Source organism: Streptomyces sp. bgisy159 (assembly GCF_057707805.1).
This window is the reverse complement of the sequence record NZ_JBYIQX010000061.1, coordinates 15,950-37,007: the sequence shown is the minus strand read 5'-3', so window position 1 is coordinate 37,007 and position 21,058 is coordinate 15,950. Positions and strand designations below refer to the sequence as shown.

At 71.8% G+C, this 21,058-nt stretch carries 17 protein-coding genes and 1 pseudogene; 8 read left to right on the top strand and 10 right to left on the bottom strand.

Features of this window, described 5'->3' with window-relative positions:
* Positions 1–125 precede the first annotated feature (125 nt).
* Entirely contained in the window at positions 126–1,688 is a 1,563-nt protein-coding gene (locus AC3ET3_RS33500; protein WP_432157631.1) for a sodium:solute symporter family protein, read from the bottom strand.
* 221 nt (positions 1,689–1,909) lie between these two features.
* On the opposite strand from AC3ET3_RS33500, the gene AC3ET3_RS33495 reads away from it, so the two are divergent.
* Together AC3ET3_RS33495 and AC3ET3_RS33490 are read left to right on the top strand one after the other, a co-directional pair.
* The gene (locus AC3ET3_RS33495; protein ID WP_432138229.1) at positions 1,910–4,066 is read left to right on the top strand and encodes a carbon starvation CstA family protein; all 2,157 of its coding nucleotides are present in this window, start codon (positions 1,910–1,912) and stop codon (positions 4,064–4,066) included.
* Positions 4,063–4,257 carry a CstA-like transporter-associated (seleno)protein gene (locus AC3ET3_RS33490; RefSeq protein ID WP_432157632.1) on the top strand — a complete coding sequence of 65 codons (195 nt, stop codon included), beginning with the start codon at positions 4,063–4,065 and terminating at the stop codon, positions 4,255–4,257. Before AC3ET3_RS33495 ends, AC3ET3_RS33490 begins: the two co-directional genes overlap by 4 nt.
* A 123-nt stretch (positions 4,258–4,380) precedes the next feature.
* Here the strand turns inward: AC3ET3_RS33490 and AC3ET3_RS33485 are convergent, their stop codons facing one another.
* The 4 genes from AC3ET3_RS33485 to AC3ET3_RS33470 form a co-directional block, all read right to left on the bottom strand.
* A complete protein-coding gene (locus AC3ET3_RS33485; RefSeq protein ID WP_435613500.1) occupies positions 4,381–5,169 on the bottom strand; it encodes an SURF1 family cytochrome oxidase biogenesis protein in 789 nt (262 codons plus the stop codon).
* Positions 5,170–5,218: 49 nt separating this feature from the next.
* Positions 5,219–5,452 (bottom strand): hypothetical protein, encoded by a 234-nt coding sequence (locus AC3ET3_RS33480; RefSeq protein WP_432138226.1) that lies wholly within the window; start codon positions 5,450–5,452, stop codon positions 5,219–5,221.
* A gap of 80 nt (positions 5,453–5,532) precedes the next feature.
* Positions 5,533–6,531, bottom strand: coding sequence for a DEDDh family exonuclease (locus tag AC3ET3_RS33475; RefSeq protein ID WP_432157640.1), 999 nt, complete (start codon positions 6,529–6,531; stop codon positions 5,533–5,535).
* A 121-nt stretch (positions 6,532–6,652) separates the two neighbouring features.
* Positions 6,653–9,748, bottom strand: coding sequence for an NACHT domain-containing protein (locus tag AC3ET3_RS33470; RefSeq protein WP_432138224.1), 3,096 nt, complete (start codon positions 9,746–9,748; stop codon positions 6,653–6,655).
* A 152-nt stretch (positions 9,749–9,900) separates the two neighbouring features.
* Here AC3ET3_RS33470 and AC3ET3_RS33465 point away from each other — a divergent pair, with 152 nt between their 5' ends.
* Positions 9,901–10,773, top strand: coding sequence for a sterol desaturase family protein (locus AC3ET3_RS33465; protein ID WP_435613499.1), 873 nt, complete (start codon positions 9,901–9,903; stop codon positions 10,771–10,773).
* A complete protein-coding gene (locus AC3ET3_RS33460) occupies positions 10,770–11,435 on the top strand; it encodes a lysoplasmalogenase (RefSeq protein WP_435613498.1) in 666 nt (221 codons plus the stop codon). The genes AC3ET3_RS33465 and AC3ET3_RS33460 overlap by 4 nt, the downstream gene beginning before the upstream one ends.
* A gap of 641 nt (positions 11,436–12,076) precedes the next feature.
* Here AC3ET3_RS33460 and AC3ET3_RS33455 read toward each other — a convergent pair.
* A pseudogene (locus AC3ET3_RS33455) lies at positions 12,077–13,336 on the bottom strand (CoA transferase); the annotation flags it as partial.
* Positions 13,337–13,500: 164 nt separating this feature from the next.
* Positions 13,501–15,033 (bottom strand): S8 family peptidase, encoded by a 1,533-nt coding sequence (locus AC3ET3_RS33450; RefSeq protein WP_432138221.1) that lies wholly within the window; start codon positions 15,031–15,033, stop codon positions 13,501–13,503.
* Positions 15,034–15,281: 248 nt separating this feature from the next.
* Here AC3ET3_RS33450 and AC3ET3_RS33445 point away from each other — a divergent pair, with 248 nt between their 5' ends.
* From AC3ET3_RS33445 to moaA, 3 genes are all read left to right on the top strand, one after another.
* A complete protein-coding gene (locus tag AC3ET3_RS33445; RefSeq protein WP_432138220.1) occupies positions 15,282–15,638 on the top strand; it encodes a DUF485 domain-containing protein in 357 nt (118 codons plus the stop codon).
* Positions 15,635–17,260, top strand: coding sequence for a solute symporter family protein (locus AC3ET3_RS33440; RefSeq protein ID WP_432138219.1), 1,626 nt, complete (start codon positions 15,635–15,637; stop codon positions 17,258–17,260). The genes AC3ET3_RS33445 and AC3ET3_RS33440 overlap by 4 nt, the downstream gene beginning before the upstream one ends.
* Positions 17,261–17,423: 163 nt before the next feature.
* A complete protein-coding gene (moaA, locus tag AC3ET3_RS33435; RefSeq protein ID WP_435613497.1) occupies positions 17,424–18,413 on the top strand; it encodes a GTP 3',8-cyclase MoaA in 990 nt (329 codons plus the stop codon).
* A 10-nt stretch (positions 18,414–18,423) separates the two neighbouring features.
* On the opposite strand, the gene AC3ET3_RS33430 is transcribed toward moaA, so the two are convergent.
* Together AC3ET3_RS33430 and AC3ET3_RS33425 are read right to left on the bottom strand one after the other, a co-directional pair.
* Positions 18,424–18,651 carry a hypothetical protein gene (locus tag AC3ET3_RS33430; RefSeq protein WP_432138217.1) on the bottom strand — a complete coding sequence of 76 codons (228 nt, stop codon included), beginning with the start codon at positions 18,649–18,651 and terminating at the stop codon, positions 18,424–18,426.
* 190 nt (positions 18,652–18,841) lie between these two features.
* The gene (locus AC3ET3_RS33425; RefSeq protein ID WP_432138216.1) at positions 18,842–19,219 is read right to left on the bottom strand and encodes a DUF3099 domain-containing protein; all 378 of its coding nucleotides are present in this window, start codon (positions 19,217–19,219) and stop codon (positions 18,842–18,844) included.
* A gap of 204 nt (positions 19,220–19,423) precedes the next feature.
* On the opposite strand from AC3ET3_RS33425, the gene AC3ET3_RS33420 reads away from it, so the two are divergent.
* Positions 19,424–19,702 (top strand): GlsB/YeaQ/YmgE family stress response membrane protein, encoded by a 279-nt coding sequence (locus AC3ET3_RS33420; RefSeq protein ID WP_435613496.1) that lies wholly within the window; start codon positions 19,424–19,426, stop codon positions 19,700–19,702.
* A gap of 59 nt (positions 19,703–19,761) precedes the next feature.
* Here AC3ET3_RS33420 and tyrS read toward each other — a convergent pair whose 3' ends face one another.
* Positions 19,762–21,030 (bottom strand): tyrosine--tRNA ligase, encoded by a 1,269-nt coding sequence (gene tyrS / locus AC3ET3_RS33415; protein WP_432138214.1) that lies wholly within the window; start codon positions 21,028–21,030, stop codon positions 19,762–19,764.
* Between the last annotated feature and the right edge of the window lie 28 nt (positions 21,031–21,058).

The window sequence follows — 21,058 nt, the reverse complement described above, 5'->3', positions numbered from 1 at the left end:
CTCGAAGAAGCCCCCGACCCCCCCCTCCCGCTCCAGCTCGTCGGGATCGCCCGGCCCGGGGGCGAGGGGCTCGGCCGCGGGCCGGGGCACCGTCGGCAGCACGGCCGGGGAGTTCTGTCTGCGTCTCACGGGTGGTTCGCTCCCGTCTCGGGGCGCCGCCTGACCCTCAGGCGGGACGGCAGGCCGGTGGCGTCGGTGCCGCGCGGGACACCGAGGCGGTCCAGGACCGCGGTGGCGGCGACCGCGACGAGCAGATTGAGCAGCAGGGCGGCGAGACCGGCGTAGATCTCCAGCGGCCGGTCGGCGGGACCGAACGGCACGACCGAGGAGAACCCCTCCCGCACCACCATGACCGTCCCCGCCGCCATGCCCACGGCCCATCCGGCGAGCAGCGCCCGCGGGTGCAGACGGCGGGTGAACAGGCCCACCGCCACCGCGGGGAAGATCTGCAGGATCCACACGCCGCCGAGGAACTGCAGGTTGACGGCGTCCTGGTCGCGCAGCCCGAACACGAACGCCACCGCGCCCACCTTCGCCGTCAGCGACACGGCCTTGGCGATCCGCACCTGGCGCTTCGGGGTGGCCGTCGGGTGGATGTACTCGACGTACACGTTCCGCACGAAGCAGGTCGCGGCCGCGATCGACATCACGGCGGCCGGCACCAGCGCCCCCACGACGATCGCACCGAACACCAGCCCGGCCAGCGGCCCCGGCATCAGCCGGTCGACCAGCATCGGCACGGCCGCCTCGGCGCCGCCCTCGGGTGCCCGGACACCGGCCGCGAGCGCCGCCACGCCGAGGAAGCCGAAGAGCGCGAGCAGCCCGGTCCAGGCGGGCAGCGCCACGGCGGCCTTGCGCACGGTGCGCTCGCTGTCGGCCGCGAAGGAGGCGGTCAGCACGTGCGGGTACATCAGCAGCGCCAGCGCCGAGCCCAGGGCGAGCGTGGCGTACGCGGGCTGCTGCTCGGGCGTGAGCAGCAGCGCCGAGTCGGACACGCCGGTGCCGCCGAGCCGCCGGGCGGCCCCCTCGAAGACCGCCCCGGGGCCGCCGAGGCGCCGGAGCACCAGCCAGCACACGGCGGTGAGCGAGACGAACACGGCCACCGCCTTCAGCGCGGAGATGACGGTGGGTGCCCGCAGCCCGTGCCGGTAGGTGGCGACGGCGAGCCCCGCGAACAGCGCCACCATCACCAGGTCACCGGCCGCGCCCCGCGGATAGACACCCCCCGCGGTCAGCACGGCGCGGATGCCCAGCAGTTGCAGCGCCAGGTACGGCATCGTCGCCAGGATGCCGGTCAGCGCCACCACCAGGGCCAGCGGCGCCGAGCCGTAGCGTCCGCGCACGAAGTCGGCCACGGTGACGTACCCGTGCCGGCGGGCCACCGACCACAGCCGGCTCAGCAGGACGAAGGCGAGCGGGCAGACGACCACCGTGTACGGCACCGCGAAGAACGCGGGCGCGCCGTTGCCGTACGCCAGTCCCGGCACGGCGGTGAAGGTGTACGCGGTGAAGACGGTGCCGCCCAGCAGCAGCCACGTCCACACCGGGCCGAGGCTCCGGTCGGCCAGCGCCCAGCCCTCCAGCGAGGGCAGCCGGTCGGTCGGGCGCAGACGGCGGGCGGTGACGGCGAGCAGCGACGCCCCGCCGATCACGGCGAGGAAAGTCGTGGTCATGGCGGCATCGGCCATGGGTCACCGTCCTTGGTGTGTGCTGCCCTCGCGCGAGAGTTGCGCGGACGGCCGGTTCGGTTGACACGGAACCGGCCGGAAATCTTCTGGAAATTCGCTGTCAACCGTCTCCGACGGGTGCGCAACTCTTGCACAGACCGGCGGGGACGGGGACCCCGCTACGGCCGCACGTCCCCTTCCGCTTCCCCCGCTGCGCACATCCGCCCAGGTCAGGAGCCGCCATGCCCGTGTCAGCCATGCCCGAATCCGGCCGCGAGGCGCCGGAAGCATCCCGAATGTCCCTGAAGTCTGTCGTGGTCTGGAGCGCCGTCGCCCTCGCCGGTGCCCTCGGCTGGGCTGTGCTCGCGCTGTCCCGGGGCGAGGAGATCTCGGCCGTCTGGCTGGTCGTGGCCGCCCTCGGGTCCTATGCGATCGCCTACCGCTTCTACGCGCGGTTCATCGCCCGCCGGGTCCTGCGGGTCGACGACACCCGGGCCACTCCGGCCGAGCGGCTGGAGGACGGCGTCGACTACCACCCGACCGACAAGCGGGTGTTGTTCGGCCATCACTTCGCGGCGATCGCCGGCGCGGGTCCGCTGGTCGGGCCGGTGCTCGCCGCGCAGATGGGCTATCTCCCCGGCACCATCTGGATCGTCGCCGGGGTGATCTTCGCCGGCGCGGTGCAGGACATGATCGTCCTGTTCCTCTCCATGCGCCGGGACGGCAAGAGCCTCGGTCAGATGGCCCGGGACGAGATCGGCCCAGTGGGCGGTGCCGCTGCGCTGATCGGCGTCTTCGCCATCATGATCATCCTGCTCGCGGTGCTGGCGATGGTCGTCGTCAACGCCCTCGCCGAGTCCGCGTGGGGCACCTTCTCGGTCGCCATGACCATCCCCATCGCCCTCTTCATGGGCGTCTACCTGCGTCGGCTGCGGCCGGGCCGGGTCGTGGAGACCAGCGTCATCGGCGTGGCGCTGCTCCTGGCCGCCATCCTCGGCGGCGGCTGGATCCAGGACTCCTCCCTCGCGGAGTACTTCGTCTGGAGCCCCGAGACCCTGGTCTTCTGCCTGATCGGCTACGGCTTCGTCGCCTCCGTGCTCCCGGTGTGGATGCTGCTGGCCCCGCGGGACTATCTGTCGACCTTCATGAAGGTCGGCACCATCGCCCTGATGGCCGTCGGTGTGCTGGTCGCCGCGCCGAACCTCAAGGCCGAGCCGGTGACCGCGTTCGCCTCGACCGGCGACGGCCCGGTGTTCGCCGGGTCGCTGTTCCCCTTCCTGTTCATCACCATCGCCTGCGGCGCCCTGTCCGGATTCCACGCGCTGGTCTCCTCCGGCACGACGCCGAAGCTCATCCAGAAGGAGTCCCAGGTCCGGCTGATCGGCTACGGCTCCATGCTCACGGAGTCCTTCGTCGCCGTCATGGCCCTGATCGCCGCCTGCGTCCTCGAACCCGGCCTGTTCTACGCGATGAACTCCCCGGCCGCGCTGCTCGGCCCGACCGCGCAGAGCGCCTCCGAGGCGGTCCGCGGCATCGGCTTCGCCATCACCCCCGACCAGCTCACCGCCGCGGCGGCGGCCGTCGAGGAGAAGACCCTGGTCGGCCGCTCCGGTGGCGCTCCCACCCTGGCCGTCGGCATGTCGGAGATCTTCGCCGGGGTGCTCGGCGGTTCCGGGATGAAGGCGTTCTGGTACCACTTCGCCATCATGTTCGAGGCGCTGTTCATCCTCACCACGGTGGACGCCGGCACCCGCGTCGGCCGCTTCATGCTCCAGGACATGCTGGGCAACGTCTGGAAGCCGATCGGCCGGGTCACCTGGAAGCCGGGCATCTGGATCACCAGCGCCCTGGTCGTCGGCGCCTGGGGCTACTTCCTGTACGCCGGCGTCACCGACCCGCTCGGCGGCATCAGGCAGCTGTTCCCGCTGTTCGGCATCGCCAACCAGCTGCTCGCCGCGGTCGCCCTGGCCGTCACCACCACCCTGCTGGTCAAGCACGGCAGGCTGCGCTGGGCCTGGGTCACCGGCGTCCCGCTGGCCTGGGACGTGGCGGTCACCTTCACGGCCGGCTGGCAGAAGATCTTCTCCGGCGATCCGAAGATCGGCTTCTTCGCCCTGCGCGACAAGTACGCCCGGGCCGCCGACGCCGGCGAGCTCCTGCCCGGCGCCAAGAACATGGACGACATGCACAGGATCGTGGTCAACAACACGGTCGACGGCGTACTCATGGCCGTCTTCCTCCTGCTGGTCCTCGTCGTCCTGGTGAACTGCGCCGTGGTCTGCGTCCGCGCCGTCCGGACCGGCGGGCCCGTGCCGACGACCGAGGCGCCGCACGTCGAGTCCCGCATCGGCGTACCCGAGCGCCGCGACGACGACACCCTGGTGGGGGCGGGATCATGAGGGCGGCGGCCAGGAAGGTGCTGGCGGGGTTGGCCTGGTACGCGCGGGAGCTGACCGGAGAGGCGGAGTACGACCGCTACTGCGCACGGCACCGCAGCCACCACCCGCTCGCCCCGGTGCCGACCCGCCGCGCGTACGAGCGCATGCGCCACGCGCGACGCGAGGCGGACGCCCCGGCCCGCTGCTGCTGACCGACCGCGCCGCGGACGTGCCCGTCCCGACCGGACACCGGCACGTCCGCCCCGCCCCTGCTGTTCCTGGGGTGGGGCGGACGTGCCGGGCGGGGGACCGGCCCCCGCCCGCGGGGCGGGCCCTCACACCGGAGCGGGTGCCGTCTCCTCGGCCGCCTCCGAGGCCTGCTGCGCACGCTCGCGGGCCTCACGGCGGGCGAGGATCACCCAGCCGACGGGGACGCCGACGGCGAACAGCCACCACTGGACGGCGTACGCGTAGTTCAGCGCGGCGTTCTCGTTGCCGGGCTTGCCGATCAGCTCCGGCGTGCCGTCGGCGGGCCGGGGCGCGGTCTGCACGACGTAGCCGCCGAGCACCTCGACGCCGAGACGGCGGGCCTCCCGCTCGCTGTCGATCAGCATGACCTGCCGGTCCGGCAGGCCCCGGAGGTCCTTGATGCCGCTCGCCTCGGTCGTCTCGTCGGGCATCAGCCGCCCGGTGAGGGTGAGCTCGCCGCTCGGCGGGGCGGGGACCTTCGGGTAGTCCGTCTGGCTCCGGGCGGCGGGGATCCAGCCGCGGTTGACGAGCACCACCTTGCCGTCCGTCAGGACGAACGGGGTCAGCACGTGGAAGCCGACCGTCTCGTCGGCGTTGACGCGCCGCCGGACGACGACCTCGTGGCCGGTGTCGAAGTGCCCCCGTGCCGTCACCCTGCGGTACCGCTCGCCGGTGGTGACGGTGTGCCCCGGGGACGTCAGCGACTCCACGGGCACCGGATCGGTGGCGAGGGCGTCGGCGACGAGCTGGTTGCGGGCGGTGCGCTGCTCGTAGCGGTGCATCTGCCAGAAGCCCAGCCTGATCATCGTGGGGATGAGGAGGAGGGCGATCAGCGTGAGGATCACCCACTGCCGGGACAACAGGAAGCGGTACACCCCACGACGGTACCTCCCCGTCGTGGGGTGCCGAGGGGCGGGTGGGAGGTCAGGCCCGGTCGACGATCCCCGCCTTCCCCTCCGCCCGCGCGCAGTGGGCGCCGCAGTAGAAGTGACCCTCGACCTCGACGCCCTGCCCGATGATCTGTACCCGGCAGTGCTCGCAGATGGGGGCCATGCGGTGGATCGCGCAGGAGAAGCAGTCGAAGACGTGCACCGCGCCCTGCGCGTGCACCTCGAAGGTCATGCCGTAGTCATTGCCGCAAACTTCGCATCTCGCCATGCGCCACAGGGTGGGCCGTCGGCGCGGGACGGGCGAGCGGGCGCCGGGCGAGTCGCGCGTCAATCACCCGGAGGGACGGGTCACTCGTCCGCGGGTTCGACATCCCGCAGCAACTGCCCGAACGCGGCCTCGTCGACGACCGGAGTCCCGTACTGCCGGGCCTTGACCACCTTCGAGGTGCCCGAGTCGGGGTCGTTGGTGACCAGCAGGCTGGTCAGCCGGGAGAGGCTGGTCGCGACATGCAGCCCGGCCTCGGTGGCGCGGTCCTCCAGCAGTTCCCGCTCGACGGAGGTGTCACCCGAGAAGGCGACCCGCATGCCCTGTTTGAGCCTTTTGCCGTCTTCGTAGCGTCCTGGGTTGGGGTAGGGGCATGCGGGCCTCTTGCGGGACGGGCGCCAACCGCCCGTCCGGTGACCGCCGTAGCCGCCTTGCCCGCCGGGCTGACGGCCGATGACCGGCGCGGGGTGGTCCTGCCACTCCGTCAGCGGCCGGCACTCGTGCAGCGGCAGCCGCACCCCGCCCGCCGCGGCCGCCCTGAGGCTCGGCCGGAAGGCCTCCGCCAGCACGCGCGCGTCGTCGAGCGCGTGGTGCGCGCGCCGCTGGACGACGCCGAAGTGGGCGGCCAGGGTCTCCAGTTTGTGGTTGGCCAGCGGCAGGCCCAGTTCCTTGGCGAGCGCGATCGTGCACAGCCGCTGCCGTACCGGCGCCGCGGACCGAGCACGCGCGTACTCCCGTGCGATCATCTGCCAGTCGAAGACGGCGTTGTGCGCGACCAGCACCCGGTCCGCCAGCCGCCGTGCGAACTCCCCGGCGACGTCCTGGAACAGCGGCGCCCCCTCCAGCGTCTCGCGCGTCAGCCCGTGGATCCACACCGGCCCCGGGTCCCGCTCCGGGTTGACCAGCGTGTACCAGTGGTCCTCGACCTCACCGCGCGCGTCCAGCCGGTACACGGCCGCGGAGATTATCCGGTCGTGCCGGGCCAGCCCGGTGGTCTCCACGTCGACGACCGCGTACCCCTGCGGATACGCGGCCGGCCACGGAGCGGGGGAGAACGCTTCGGTCGTACGGTCTTCGAGCATGGTCACTGAGGATACGGTCCCGGACTGACAGCGATGTGCGGTGTCCCGGCGGACCGCCCCGAGCGGCTTGACGGGCACTCAGTCCGGGCCGCCGCGTTCCGAACGTCACGGGTTGATAGACCTAGTGCCGGAGCTGCACAAGGCGCTCCGGCGGGAAGCGGTCGGTGCCGCGCAGCTCCGTCCCCGGGGTGAACCGGACGACCAGGTCCGGCAGCTCGGCCAGGGGCGTCAGGTCGACCGGACCGGAGCAGTTCGTCAGGTTGAGCATGCGCAGCTCCGGCAGGTCGCCCAAGGGGGCCGTGCCTCGGGCGAACCCGGAGTCATAGAGAGTGAGCGTCGTGAGGTCCTGGTGGCGCACCAGGGTGTCGGCGGGGATCTCGTGTGCTGACACGATCTGCAGTTCGGCGATGCCGAGAACCTCCCCCTGGCGGGCCAACTGTTCCACGTGATCCGGTCCCGCGACGCTGAGCCAGTTCAGACGACGCCACCGCGACAAACCGTCCAGCCGGACGTGCCGCGCCCTGAGGAAGAGCCCCAGGCGCGTGAGCCCGGGGCCTGCCGGGAGATCCGCCACGCTGCGCAGTCCCTCGGGGGCGTAGTCGAGAGTGAGCAGTTCCAGGTCGGTCAGCCCGGCGACCGGAGTGAGGGACAGCCGGGGCGAGGCGTCGTAGATGTGGAGCCGGGTGATCGGCAGCTGACGTACGGGGGTGAGGTCGACGACGTTCGGGCAGCCGTCGATCCCGAACAGTTGCAGGCTGGTCAGTCCGGCGAGCGGCGACAGGTCGTCGAGGAAAGGGTCGCGGTTCAGGAACAGCATCCTGGTCCCCGTGCGCCCGGCGATCGCCTCGGGGACACCGAGTGGTCCGTCGAGGTGGAACTGCTCGATCTGGGGCAGCCGTTCGAGCGCGGTCGCCTGTTCCTGCGTGGCGACGTGCAGGAAGGCTTCCCCGAGTGTCGCGGCGGACAGTACGGCGTCCGCGTACTCCTCGGTGTCGAAGCGACGCCACGCGTGACTGAGCTGACGGCAGACCTCGAACCGCGTGTCCTGACGGAACCGTGCGATGTGTACGAGCGCCACCGGTCCGCCCACCAAGGCGGCCGTCCGGACCACGGCCGCCGCCGTGGCCTCGTCCAGGCACTCAGGGCCGGGCAGCAGTTCCACCACCACTTCGCCCACCTTCGCGAGTTCATCCGCCTGTGCTGCCGACCGCGGTGGCACAAGTTCCGCAGCCCGGCGCTGCACCTCCTCCCGCACCTCCGGCTCCAGTTCAGCCGCGTGCTCCAGGCTCGCCGCCGCCAGCAGCACCAGCCGCTCCCGGTGTCGTCGGACCTTGTCGGCGCGTCGCATCAGCCGCCGCAGCAACCGCCCGCGTTCCGCCATGCGCGAGTGCCCGACGGCCATCCTCACCACGTCGTCCCACTGGTCGTCGTGGGCGTGCCGCACCAGCATCCCGAAGTCCCGGTCCTCGACCGCCGCCTTCGCGCCGAGGTAGTCCTGGAAGGTGCGGTGCACGAAGTCGACGTAACCAGGCACCGGTTCGCGCAGCAGCCCGCTGCGGATCAGCAGGTGGGAGAAGATCCGCTCGGCGCTCCCTTGGTCGCGTACCTGCGGCATCGCCGCCAGCCACTCGTCGAGCATGGCCACGACCTCGTCCTGGGCCGCCTCGACCTGTCCGTTGCGGATCATCCAGTAGGCGAGCCTCTGCAGCAGTGCCGTCTGCTCCTCCCGGGACAGCACCACGCCCTCCACCGGGGCGATGTCCCGCTCGCTGTCCCGCCGGACCAGCAGCATGTCGAGCGCGGCGTCGTACAACTCCTTGCGGGCACGCGGCAGGTGCATGCGCCGGTCGCTGTTGAGCGCGCACAGCAGTGCGCTCATCAGTGGGTTCGTCGCCAGCCGGCCCAGGTCGCGGCGCGTGGTCAGCGCTTCGCTCAGGCTCGCCTCGTACCGGTCCAGCGGCTCCCGCTCGGTGTCTGCCCCGTACTCCTGCCGCGCCGCGTCGTGCCAGTGCCGCACGAAGGTTCTGATGCCCTCGCGGTCCATCGGCAGCAAGGTGTGCGCGCTGAACTCCAGGGCCGCCAGCCAGTCCTCCGGGACGGCGGAAGGGCGGGTCGTGACCACGTACCGTGCATCGGGGAAGGCCGTGACGAGCGCCTTCAGCCATGTCTCGGTACGGTCCCGCATGCGTGACGGGACCTCGTCGACCCCGTCCACCAGCACCAACGCCCGGCCGGCGAGCAAGAGTTTCTGTACCCAACCGTCCGGTGCCCGGAGCGGCACGCCGGCGGCGGACAGGAAGTCCTCCGGCAGCGGAAGGCCGCCCGGACCGTGAAAGGAACGCAGCCGCAGCACGAACGGTACGCATCGGTTCCAATCCGCCAACTCCGAGCCGAAGCTGCGCCGCGCTGCGTTCAGCGCGAGCCACTGCAGCAGCGTCGACTTCCCCGATCCGGCGGGCCCCCGCAGCAGCAGCCGGTGGCAGTCCGCCAGGGCCTGCTCCACCCTCACGGAAGTCTGCCCTTCGGGCATTCGTTCAGGGCGCGGGGCGTGACGCTCGTCTCCGCTCACCGAGAGGCTCAGATACGCCGTGTCCAGCGGCCACTCGGCCCGGCGCCGCCCGCCGAGTGTCACCCCGAAGAGCTCCAGCCGGTGGTGCGTTCCGGCGATGAAGCCCGCGTACCGGGCCTCGAAGGCTGACACGGGGGGCGCTTGCGCCCCCACCTCCTCGGGTTGCCGCAGCAGGCGCCCGGTGCGCCGCGTCTGCTCCACGGCCGCCCGCGCCGCGAATGACGGGTGCGCGGTCAGCTGGTCGACCAGGTGTTCGCAGCACAGCTCCAGGAGTTCGGCGTAGAGATCCTGGGCGCGTGGTGCCAAGTCGGTCACCGGCCGCCGAAGTTCGGCCGACAGGCGTACGGGGTCGAGGTCCGCGGAGAACAGCCGGTCCGCGTCGAGGGCACCGGACGAAGTGAAGGAGTCCTCGACCGCGGCCACGGCTGCCAGCCGCTCGTGTTCCGGCAGCGCCGCGTACCGGCCTGCGATCCGCCCGCCCAGCACCTGGGCCAGCTTCTCCGGCCCCGCCGGCTTCGGCGAGGGCCGTACCGGATCCGTCACCAGACCCGCGCCGCGCCCTGGTGTGACTTTCGCGAGCACCGACCTCACGACGGACGACGCCACTGTCGACGCCACCCGCGCCAGCACCAGTTCGAGTCCCTGCATCCCCGCTGCCTCCCCGTACCTCGCCCCGCGCATCGTAGGCCCGGCGGCCCGGTCCATTGGCGGAGATCACCAACAAGCAAGCGCGTACCCCCGGTAATACTTGTCGGTAACAACGTCTAGGCGTGGCCGACCGCCGGTTCTACGGTGCCTTCATGCCGAACCTGCCCGATGTCGTGCTGTGGTCGATACCCGCCTTCGTGCTGCTGGCCGTGATCGAGATGATCAGCGTGCGGATCCATCCCGACGAGGAGGCGGCCGGGTACGAGGCCAGGGACGCCGCGACGAGCGTCACCATGGGGCTCGGCAGTCTCGTCTTCGACCTGCTCTGGAAGATCCCCATCCTCGCGATCTACACGGCGGTCTACGAACTCACCCCGCTGCGCGTCCCCGTCCTGTGGTGGACGGTCCCGTTGATGCTGCTCGCCCAGGACTTCTTCTACTACTGGTCCCACCGCGGCCACCACGTCATCCGCATCCTGTGGGCCTGCCACGTCGTCCACCACTCCAGCGAGAAGTTCAACCTCACCACCGCGCTGCGCCAGCCCTGGACGTCCCTGACGGTGTGGCCGTTCTACGTCCCGCTCGTCGCGGCCGGTGTGCACCCGGCCGCGCTGGCCTTCTGCTCCTCGGCCAACCTCGTCTACCAGTTCTGGATCCACACCGAGCGGATCGACAAGATGCCCCGCTGGTTCGAGTTCGTGTTCAACACCCCCTCCCACCACCGGGTGCACCACGCCTCGCAGGGCGGCTACCTGGACCGCAACTTCGGCGGCATCCTCATCGTCTGGGACCGGCTGTTCCGGTCGTTCGTGCCCGAGGTGGACCGGCCCGTCTACGGGTTGACCAAGAACATCAACACGTTCAACCCGATCAAGGTGGCCACCCACGAGTACGTGGCGATCGCCAGGGACATCAAGGCGGCGCGCGGCTGGCGCGAGCGCGCCGGGCGGGTGTTCCGCGGTCCGGGCTGGCAGCCGGCCGCGCCCGCCGTGGAACCGGCCGCCGAGGAGACCGTGGCCGCGTGAGATCCCCACGGTTCCCGCTGCCCGCCTTCGGCCTCGTCGCCGTCGCCGACCTCGGCTCCCTCGCGGCCGGCCTCGGCCCCGGCCATCTGATCGCCAAGCCGCTGCTGATGCCGCTGCTCGCCGCCTGGGCGGCGCGCCGGGGCGCGCCCCGGCTCCTCGTCGCCGCCCTGCTGTGCGGGTGGGGCGGCGACGTCCTGCTCCTGTCCGACGCCGACGCCGCCTTCCTCGCCGGGATGAGCTGCTTCGCCGCCGGCCATGTCTGCTACCTGGTGCTCTTCACCCGAGCCGGCCCGCACCGCGCGCGTGCCGGGCTCCTGCTCGCCTGCTACGCCGCCGTCCTGACCGCCACCCTCGTCCTGCTCGTCCCGGACCTGCCGGCGGACCTCCGCCTCCCCGTCGTCTGCTACAGCGCCCTCCTGACCGCCATGGCCTGGACGGCGGCAGCACGGCTGGGCCCGGTCGCCGGTGCCGGCGGCGCGCTCTTCGTGCTCTCCGACACGCTCATCGCCACGGGCGTCGCCGACTGGCCGCAGCCACCGCGCCCCGACCTGTGGATCATGCTCACCTACGTCGCCGCGCAGGCCCTGCTCGCCCGGGGCGTCCTCGCGGCCCCGCCCGCCCGTACGGCGTCGTACCAGCCGGAACGAACGGCCACGCCCTGAGCCGGCGGACGTCCGCACCCGGGCGGGTGTCCGGTCCAGCGGGGCCCCGGGCGAGTTCAGGACCAGCGCGCCAGGTCGTCACCCCACGGCCCCGGCGGCCGCGCCCAGTCGACCGGCCCTCCCTCGAACGCCTCGGGCGGCAGCGCGTACCGCAGCCGCCCGAGGCGGCTGTCCACCTCGGCGAGCCAGGGCTCGGGCCCGCCGTAGGGGCCGCCGTGACGCACACGGACCCGCGTGCCGTCGGACGCCCCGCCGCCCGGGCCCGCCGCGCCGGACGAGGGGCGCTCCGCCGAGCGGTGTGCGCCCTGGGGCGCCTCGCGGTTCGAGGTGCCGCAGGCCCCGCCGCGTGTGCCGTTGCGCGGACCGGGACCCGCGTTCCCGCCGGCGGCCCCCGGCCAGGTGAGCCTCGCACCGTCGGGTGCGTCACGGAGCCCCCGGCGCGCCGTGGCGACGCAGGCCGCGTCTCCCGCGCCCGCGGCACCCGGCGGTACGGGCCCCGCCCCGCCGCCCTCGCCGAGCGTCGCGCCCGCGTCTCCCGCGCTCGCGGCACCCGGCGGTACGCGTCCCGCCCCGCCGCCCTCGCCGAGCGTCGCGCCCGCGTCTCCCGCGCTCGCGGCACCCGGCGGTACGCGTCCCGCCCCGCCGCCCGTGGCGGCCCCCGCCTCGCCGGGCCGCCCGTCGGCCGCGTCCGCCGCCCCCGCCGGTCCCGTGCCCGTCAGCCATGCGGCGGTCCGCGCCAGGGCCAGCCGCAGTATCCGTGACCCGCCCTCGTGCGCCTGCTCGGTCAGGGCACGCAGGACGCCGGCCGCGAGGAGGTGGCCGGTGCCGTGGTCGAGGGCCTGGGCCGGGAGGACGCCGGGGCGCTCCGGCGACCCCTCGATCGCGGCGATGCCCGTGGCGGCCTGCACCAGGCTGTCGAACCCGCGCCGCCCGCCCCACGGCCCGCACGCGCCCCACGCCGACACCTGCGCCACGACCAGCCCGGGTCTGCGCTCGGCCAGCGCCTCGGGGGACAGACCCAGACGGTCCAGCGCGCCGGGCCGGTATCCCGTGACGACGACGTCCGCCGAGGCGAGCAGTTCCTCGAAGGCGGCCCGGTCGGTCCGCAGGTCCAGGAGGGCCGATCGCTTGCCGAAGCCGGTGTCTGCGTGCTGGTCGGCCGGTTCGCGCAGGGCCGGCGGATCGACGCGCAGGACGTCCGCCCCCAGCAGCGCCAGCGTCCGCGTGGCGACGGGCCCGGAGATGACCCGGGTCAGGTCCAGCACCCGCAGCCCCGCCGCCGGCAGCAGCGGCGTGCCGTCGAGGGGCGGGAGCACGCGCGCGGGGGCGGAGTCCAGTCGGGCCCGCTCGACGAGCGGCCGGCCGGACAGCGCCGCCGCCTGCTCGTGGCCGGCCCACTGGTCGGGCGTACGCAGCGCCACCGCCAGGCCACCCGCGGCGTAGACGGTCTCCTCCACCTCCAGGGCGGAGCGCTCGCGCAGGGCGGCCTCGACCACGAGCGGGTCGTCCGTCGCCGCCGGGAGTCCGAGGGCCCGCAGCAGCCGCACCCGGTGGTGCGGATAGTTGGCGTGGGTGCGCGCCCAGCCGTCGGCGGTCCGCCAGAAGCGCGACAGCGGCGCGAAGACCTGCGGCGCGCGCCCGTCGACGAGCAGATGGCGCTCGCTGACGAACGCGGTGGCCACGGCCCCGTCGTCCACCCGCACCTCGGGTACCTGCGGCAGACCCGCCCGCAGGGCTCCCAGCTCGGCGGCGGCCAGGGCGCACGCGCCGACGCAGTCCCGCGCCAGCTCCCGCACCGGCAGTCGTGCCGGCAGGGCGCGGTCACGGACGACGGTCGCCACGCGCGCGAGGAGGGCGGGATCACCGCCCAGTTCCGACCAAGCGAACTCGAGTGCAGTCATGACTGTACTATGCATTATTGATTCAATCAATATATTGCCCCGGGTCGCACGAACGTGCGCACAGTCGCAGGTGCGTGCGTACATGCGAAGGAGGGCGGACGGGGATGTCCCGTCCGCCCTCCCGGCCCTCACGTCACCTCAGCCCGCCATGGGCGCCATGGTGACTACCTGACCGCCCGCAGCGCGTTCACGATGCCCCAGCCGTAGAAGCCGTTGAGCGGCTTGGGGCCCACGCAGGTAGCGTCCACGACACCGTCGCCGTTGCCGTCGTACGGCTCCGTCGGGCAGCCGGGGTTGTCCGCCTGCACCTTGAGCAGCATCTGCAGCTGCGCCGGAGTCGCCCACGGGTGCTTGGACTTCAGCAGCGCCGCCACGCCGGCCACGTGCGGGGACGCCATCGAGGTGCCCTGCAGATAGCCGTACGCGTTGTTCGGCAGCGTGGACAGGATGCGGCCGTTGCCGGACGGCGTGTCCGGGATCTGGAAGCGGTCGCCGCCCGGAGCGGCGACGTCGACGACGCGGAAGCCGTAGCTGGAGTAGTACGACTTGGCGCCCTTCACGCCCGTCGCGCTCACCGTGACGACACCCGGCAGCTGGGTCGGGATGTCGAAGCACTCGTGCGGGTCGACCGTACGGGTCGCCGGCGTGGAGTCGTCGGGGCTGGAGTCGTCGACCAGCGCGTCCGCGTCCAGGTCGTCGTTGGAGTTGCCCGCGGAGGCCACGTTGAGCGTGCCCTTGCGCTGGGCGTACAGCTGGGCCCTGTTGACCGCGTCGACGATGGCCTTCTGGTCCGGGTCGTCCATGCAGTTGTACAGCCACGGGTCGACGTAGTAGCTGTTGTTCGTGATCTCCACGCCGTGGTCGGCGGCGAACACGAAGGCGCAGACCACGCTCTCGGGGTAGAACAGCTGCGTCTCGTCCGGCTGGGCCACGGTGATGCTCGCGACCTTCACCCCGGGGGCGACCCCCGCGACACCGATGCCGTTGCGGGCCGCGGCGATCTCACCGGCCACGTGGGTGCCGTGGTAGTGGTCGGCGTCCACCGGCCGCCAGGCACCGTAGGTGGTGTCCGCCTTGCCGCTCACGCAGTTCGCCGACTGGGAGGGCGAGAAGTTGGGCGCGATGTCCGGGTGGGTGTCGTCGACGCCGGTGTCGATCACCGCGACGGTCACCTTGTCGCTGCCGGGGTTGATCTCGGCGGCCTTGTCGGCGCCGATCGCCCGCAGATCCCACTGGTCGGCCTCGAGGGGCTCGCTCTCACCCGCCGACGTGGACGCGGCGGAGACCTTCCCCGCCTCCTCCTCGGACAGGTACTGCACCGCGCCCTCGTCCGTGGTCCCCGCGAGGCTCAGCGGAGCCGTGCGCGTCGCGCCCGCGGACTGCACACCGCGCACCTTGCGTATCTGGGCGCCGAAATCGGGGTTCGCCGAGTTCACCACGATCACGCCGATCTTGTCGTACGCCACGACGACCGTGCCGCCGTTCGCGCCGATCGCCTTCTTCACCGACCTGATGGTGCGGTGGTCCACCTTCGTGTTGACGACGTACGTCAGGGTGCCGGCCTCGGCGGCCTGTGCGGTGGAGGCCTGGACCGGGGCCGCCGACGCGGCCGACGGCAGGAAGCCGAGGGACGCGGTCAGCGAGAGCACTACGGGCACCGCGAGAGCGAGACGGCGTCTGGAAGGCAGATGAGCCATGGGGTCTCCACATCATCCGGAAACGGAACCAGCCCGAGACACAGGTGGTGCTCGGGCAGGTACATGACGAACAGTGCAGGCCCGAAGCTATCTCCCGCCTCCCCTGGCCAGCAATGACTTACGAGAACGACTTTCGAAAGAACCCGGACGAGTTGAACCGCGTCATGCGGGGCGCCGTGACGTTGAACAGGGAGCCCGAGCACGATCGATCCCCCTGCATCCCGCCACCCGCATCACGAGGAGACTCCGTGGCCACCGAGACACCGCCCCCCTCGAAGACCCCAGCCCAACTCCCGCCCACCGAGGAGTTCGTCGCGGTGCAGGAGAGCGCGGAGTTCGGTGAACTGCGCCGCTCCTACCGCTCCTTCGCGTTCCCGCTGACCGCCGGCTTCATCGCCTGGTACCTGCTCTACGTCCTGCTGTCCATCTACGCCGGCGGCTTCATGGACACCAAGGTCGTCGGCAACGTCAACGTTGCCCTCGTCCTCGGCATCGCCCAGTTCCTCACCACGTTCCTCATCGCCTGGTGGTACGCCCGCCACGCCGCCGCGAAACTCGACCCGCAGGCCGAGGCGATCAAGTCCCGCATGGAGGGCGCCGCATGACCATCGCGCAGCAGACCGTCCTGGCCGCCAACGAGGCCAGCGAACACAGAGGTCTGATCATCAGCCTGTTCGCCCTGTTCGTCGTGGCGACCCTCGTCATCACCGTCTGGGCCGGCCGCCAGACCAAGGACGCCGCCGACTTCTACGCCGGCGGGCGGCAGTTCACCGGCTTCCAGAACGGCCTCGCCGTCTCCGGCGACTACATGTCCGCCGCGTCCTTCCTCGGCATCGCCGGCGCCATCGCCCTCGCCGGCTACGACGGCTTCCTGTACTCCATCGGGTTCCTCGTCGCCTGGCTGGTCGCCCTCCTCCTGGTCGCCGAACCGCTGCGCAACTCCGGTCGCTACACCATGGGCGACGTCCTGGCCTACCGCATGCGGCAGCGCCCGGTCCGCACCGCCGCCGGCGCCTCCACGATCGTCGTCTCGATCTTCTACCTGCTGGCCCAGATGGCCGGTGCCGGCGTCCTGGTGTCCCTCCTGCTCGGCATCACCAGCGACGGCGGCAAGATCGGCATCGTCGCCCTGGTCGGCGTCCTGATGATCGTCTACGTCACCATCGGCGGCATGAAGGGCACCACGTGGGTGCAGATGGTCAAGGCCGTACTGCTGATGACCGGTGCCCTGCTGCTGACCTTTCTGGTGCTGCTGAAGTTCGACTTCAACGTCTCCGACCTGCTCGGCGCCGCCGCCGACAACAGCGGCAAGGGCTCCGCCTTCCTGGAGCCCGGCCTGAAGTACGGCGTCGACGGCATGACCAAGCTCGACTTCATCTCCCTGAGCATCGCCCTGGTCCTCGGCACCGCGGGCCTGCCGCACATCCTGATCCGCTTCTACACCGTGCCCACCGCCAAGGCCGCCCGGAAGTCGGTCATCTGGGCCATCGGCCTGATCGGCTCCTTCTACCTGATGACCCTGGCCCTCGGCTTCGGCGCCGCCGCGCTCATCACCCCGAAGGAGATCACCGACTCCAACCCGGCCGGGAACACCGCCGCCCCGCTGCTCGCGCTGCACCTGGGCGGCGTCGACTCCACCTGGGGCGCCATCCTGCTCGCCACCATCTCCGCGGTCGCCTTCGCCACCATCCTCGCGGTGGTCGCCGGCCTCACCCTCGCCTCGTCCTCGTCGTTCGCGCACGACATCTACGCCAACGTCATCAAGCGCGGCCAGGCCAGCGAGAAGCAGGAGGTGAGCGCCGCGCGCTGGGCCACGGTCGGCATCGGCGCGGTCTCCATCGTCCTGGGCGCCCTGGCCCGCGACATCAACGTGGCCGGCCTCGTGGCCCTCGCCTTCGCGGTCGCCGCCTCCGCCAACCTCCCCACGATCATCTACAGCCTCTTCTGGAAGCGGTTCACCACCCAGGGCGCCCTGTGGTCGATCTACGGCGGTCTGATCACAGCGGTCGGCCTCGTGCTGTTCTCGCCGGTGGTCTCCGGCAAGGCGTCGTCGATGTTCCCGGACGTCGACTTCCACTGGTTCCCCATGAACAACCCCGGCATCATCTCCATCCCGGTCGGCTTCCTGCTCGGCATCGTGGGCACCCTGGTGTCGAAGGAGGAACCCGACAGCGACAAGTACGCGGAGCTGGAGGTCCGGTCCCTGACCGGCACCGGCGCCCACTGACGGCACACCCCGCGCGGCCGCGTCGTAGGTCCCTACGAGGCGGCCGCGTTCCGCGTCGTGGGATCCGGCCGGTGTCGTTGTCAGTGCGGTCACGTAGGCTCGTGACCGAGGCGGGACGACCGATCCGGGACGACGACCGATCCACGACGAGGGAGGGGGCCACGTGCTCATCGACACCTTCGGCCGAGTGGCCACCGACCTGCGGGTCTCGCTGACCGACCGCTGCAATCTGCGCTGCACCTACTGCATGCCCGAAGAGGGCCTGCAGTGGCTGGCCAAGCCCGACCTGCTCACGGACGACGAGATCGTCCGGCTGATCGACATAGCGGTGCGGACCCTGGGCATCGACGAGGTCCGCTTCACCGGCGGCGAGCCGCTGCTGCGCCCCGGCCTGGTCGGCATCGTCGAGCGCGTCGCCGCCCTGGCCCCGCGCCCCAAGATGTCCCTGACGACCAACGGCATCGGCCTGAAGCGCACGGCCCCGGCCCTCCGAGCGGCCGGCCTGGACCGGGTGAACGTCTCCCTGGACACCCTGCGACCCGAAGTCTTCAAGACCCTCACCCGCCGCGACCGCCACAAGGACGTCCTGGAGGGTCTGCACGCCGCCCGCGAGGCCGGCCTGACCCCCGTCAAGGTCAACTCCGTCCTGATGCCGGGCCTCAACGGGGACGAGGCGCCCGACCTCCTCGCCTGGGCCGTGGACAACGACTACGAACTGCGCTTCATCGAGCAGATGCCCCTCGACGCCCAGCACGGCTGGAAGCGCGACGGCATGGTCACCGCCGACGACATCCTCGCCTCGCTGCGCACCCGCTTCACCCTCACCCCCGAGAGCCAGGAGAAGCGCGGCTCCGCGCCCGCCGAGCGCTGGCTGGTCGACGGCGGGCCGCATGTCGTCGGCGTCATCGCCTCGGTGACCCGCCCCTTCTGCTCGGCCTGCGACCGGACCCGCCTCACCGCCGACGGCCAGGTCCGCACCTGCCTCTTCGCCCGCGAGGAGACCGACCTGCGCGCCGCCCTGCGCTCCGGCGCTCCCGACGAGGAGATCGCCCGCATCTGGCGCCTCGCCATGTGGGGCAAGAAGGCCGGCGCCGGCCTCGATGACCCCTCCTTCGTCCAGCCGGAACGCCCGATGTCCGCGATCGGCGGCTGAGCCGGGCGCCTCAGCCCGCCTTCCGCTCCTCCCGCTCCACCCACTCCCTCAGCGCCACGACGTCCTTCAGGAAGCCGCGCACCCCGAGGAACTGCGACAGATGCTCACGGTGCTCCTCGCACGCGAGCCAGGTCTTGCGCCGCTCCGGCGTATGGAGCTTCGGGTTGTTCCAGGCCAGCACCCACACCGCGGCGGTGCGGCAGCCCTTGGCGGAACAGATCGGCGTCTCGTCACTCACTACTGCATCCCCTGACTTCCGTACACAAAAAGGCGACGCCGAGCAGCCACGGGGGGAGCTGCCCGGCGTCGGTCCGTCGCTCCGACGGGGGATGCGGAGCGCGTACGCAGTATGTCACGGCCCACCCCTCCCAGGGACCTGAACGGCAGCACAGATCTTGAGCTTTTCTTGAGCTTGGCGCGCGGTGCCCTCACGGCCGGCGCTCGGCGCTCTCGCGCTCCTCGTCCTCCGGGGCCGATTCCGCGTACCGTTCCTCCGCCTGCGACGCCGAGATCATCGGCCGGGTCGGTGCCATCACGAACGTCGACGGCAGCGACGGCGCGTTCTCCCGGCCGGCGTTGGCGATCACCACGGCGATGTACGGCAGCACCGCACCGAGCACCAGCGCCACCACGGCGACATGCCGCTCCACGTTCCACAGCACGGCCGCGAGGATCACCGACACCGTGCGGACCGACATCGAGATGATGTACCGGCGCTGCCGTCCGCGCACGTCCTCCTGCAGCCCCTGCCGTGCTCCGGTGATCCGGAACACCTGCGCGCTGCCTTCCGCACCCTGCTTCCGCATCCCGTTCCACCGTCCGCCCACAAGCCGCATTTCCCCGGACTTCCCACGTTACGCCCCGGCTCCGCCGTCTTCGAGACCGGGTCGGGCGACGTCCGGGCGATCCCGGTGCGCGATACCGCGTACGGCCGCACCCAGCATGCGACGTAGCGCACCCGCCGTGACACTGGGGGAACTGTTCACGCGAACCGGTGCGAGGAGGCGGCCATGGGCTGGCTGTGGGCGATCATCGTGGGCTTCGTGCTCGGCCTCGTCGCCAAGGCGATCCTCCCGGGCAAGCAGTACAGCCCGCTGTGGCTCACGACGATCTTCGGCATCCTGGGCGCGCTCGCGGGCAACGCGATCGCCCGCGCGGCGGGCGTGGAGGAGACGTCCGGCATCGACTGGAGCCGCCACGCCTTCCAGCTGATCGCCGCCGTGATCATCGTCGGCGTGGGCGAGATGCTGTACACGGCGACGCTGGGCAAGAGGAAACCGCGGACCTGAGCCCGGCCGGGCCGACGGGTGGGGCGGGGGCTCGGCCGGCCCCCGCCCCGCTGCCGCGCCTACGCGCCCGCCACCTCGACGGCGGCAAGGTTCTTCTTCCCGCGGCGCAGCACCAGCCACCGCCCGTGGATCAGCTCGTCGGGAGAGGGAACCGCGTCCTCGGCGGCGACCTTCACGTTGTTCACGTAGGCCCCGCCCTCCTTCACGGTCCGCCGCGCGGCGGACTTGCTGGCGACGAGCCCGACCTCGGCCAGCAGGTCGACGACCGGAGCCAGCTCGGTGACCCGGACGTGCGGCACCTCGGACAGCGCCGCCGCCAGAGTCCCCTCGTCCAGCCCGGTCAGCTCGCCCTGCCCGAAGAGCGCCTTGGACGCCGCGACCACCGCGGCCGTCTGCTCGGCGCCGTGCACCAGCGTCGTCAGCTCCTCGGCCAGCGCCCGCTGCGCGGCCCGGGCCTGCGGCCGCTCCGCGGTCTGCCGCTCCAGCTCCTCGATCTCCTCGCGGGACCGGAAGCTGAAGATGCGCAGGTAGGTCGGGACGTCCCGGTCGTCGGCGTTGAGCCAGAACTGGTAGAAGGCGTACGGCGAGGTCAGTTCGGAGTCGAGCCAGACCGTCCCCGACTCCGTCTTGCCGAACTTGGTGCCGTCCGCCTTGGTGATCAGCGGCGTGGCCAGCGCGTGGACCGCGACGTGCGGTTCGACCTTGTGGATCAGATCGGCGCCCGCCGTCAGATTGCCCCACTGGTCGCTGCCACCGGTCTGCAGGGTGCAGCCGTACCGCCGGTACAGCTCCAGGAAGTCCATGCCCTGAAGGATCTGGTAGCTGAACTCGGTGTAGCTGATGCCCGCGTCGGAGTTGAGCCGCCGGGCGACGGCCTCCTTGGCGATCATCTTGTTGACCCGGAAGTGCTTGCCGATGTCCCGCAGGAAGTCGATGGCCGACATCCCCTGGGTCCAGTCGAGGTTGTTGACCATGGTCGCGGCGTTCGGTCCCTCGAAGTCCAGGAACCTCTCGATCTGACCGCGCAGCCGCGCCACCCAGCCGGCCACCACCTCCGGATCGTTCAGCGTGCGCTCCGCGGTCGGCTTGGGGTCGCCGATCAGGCCCGTGGCACCCCCGACCAGACCCAGCGGGCGGTTGCCGGCCTGCTGGATCCGGCGCATGGTGAGGATCTGCACGAGGTTGCCGAGGTGCAGGCTGGGCGCGGTGGGGTCGAAACCGCAATAGAACGTGACGGGACCGTCCGCGAACGCCTTGCGCAGTGCGTCCTCGTCAGTGGACACGGCGATCAGCCCGCGCCACTTCAGCTCGTCGACGATGTCCGTCACGGTTCTCGTGTCTCCTCGGGTGGGTTCG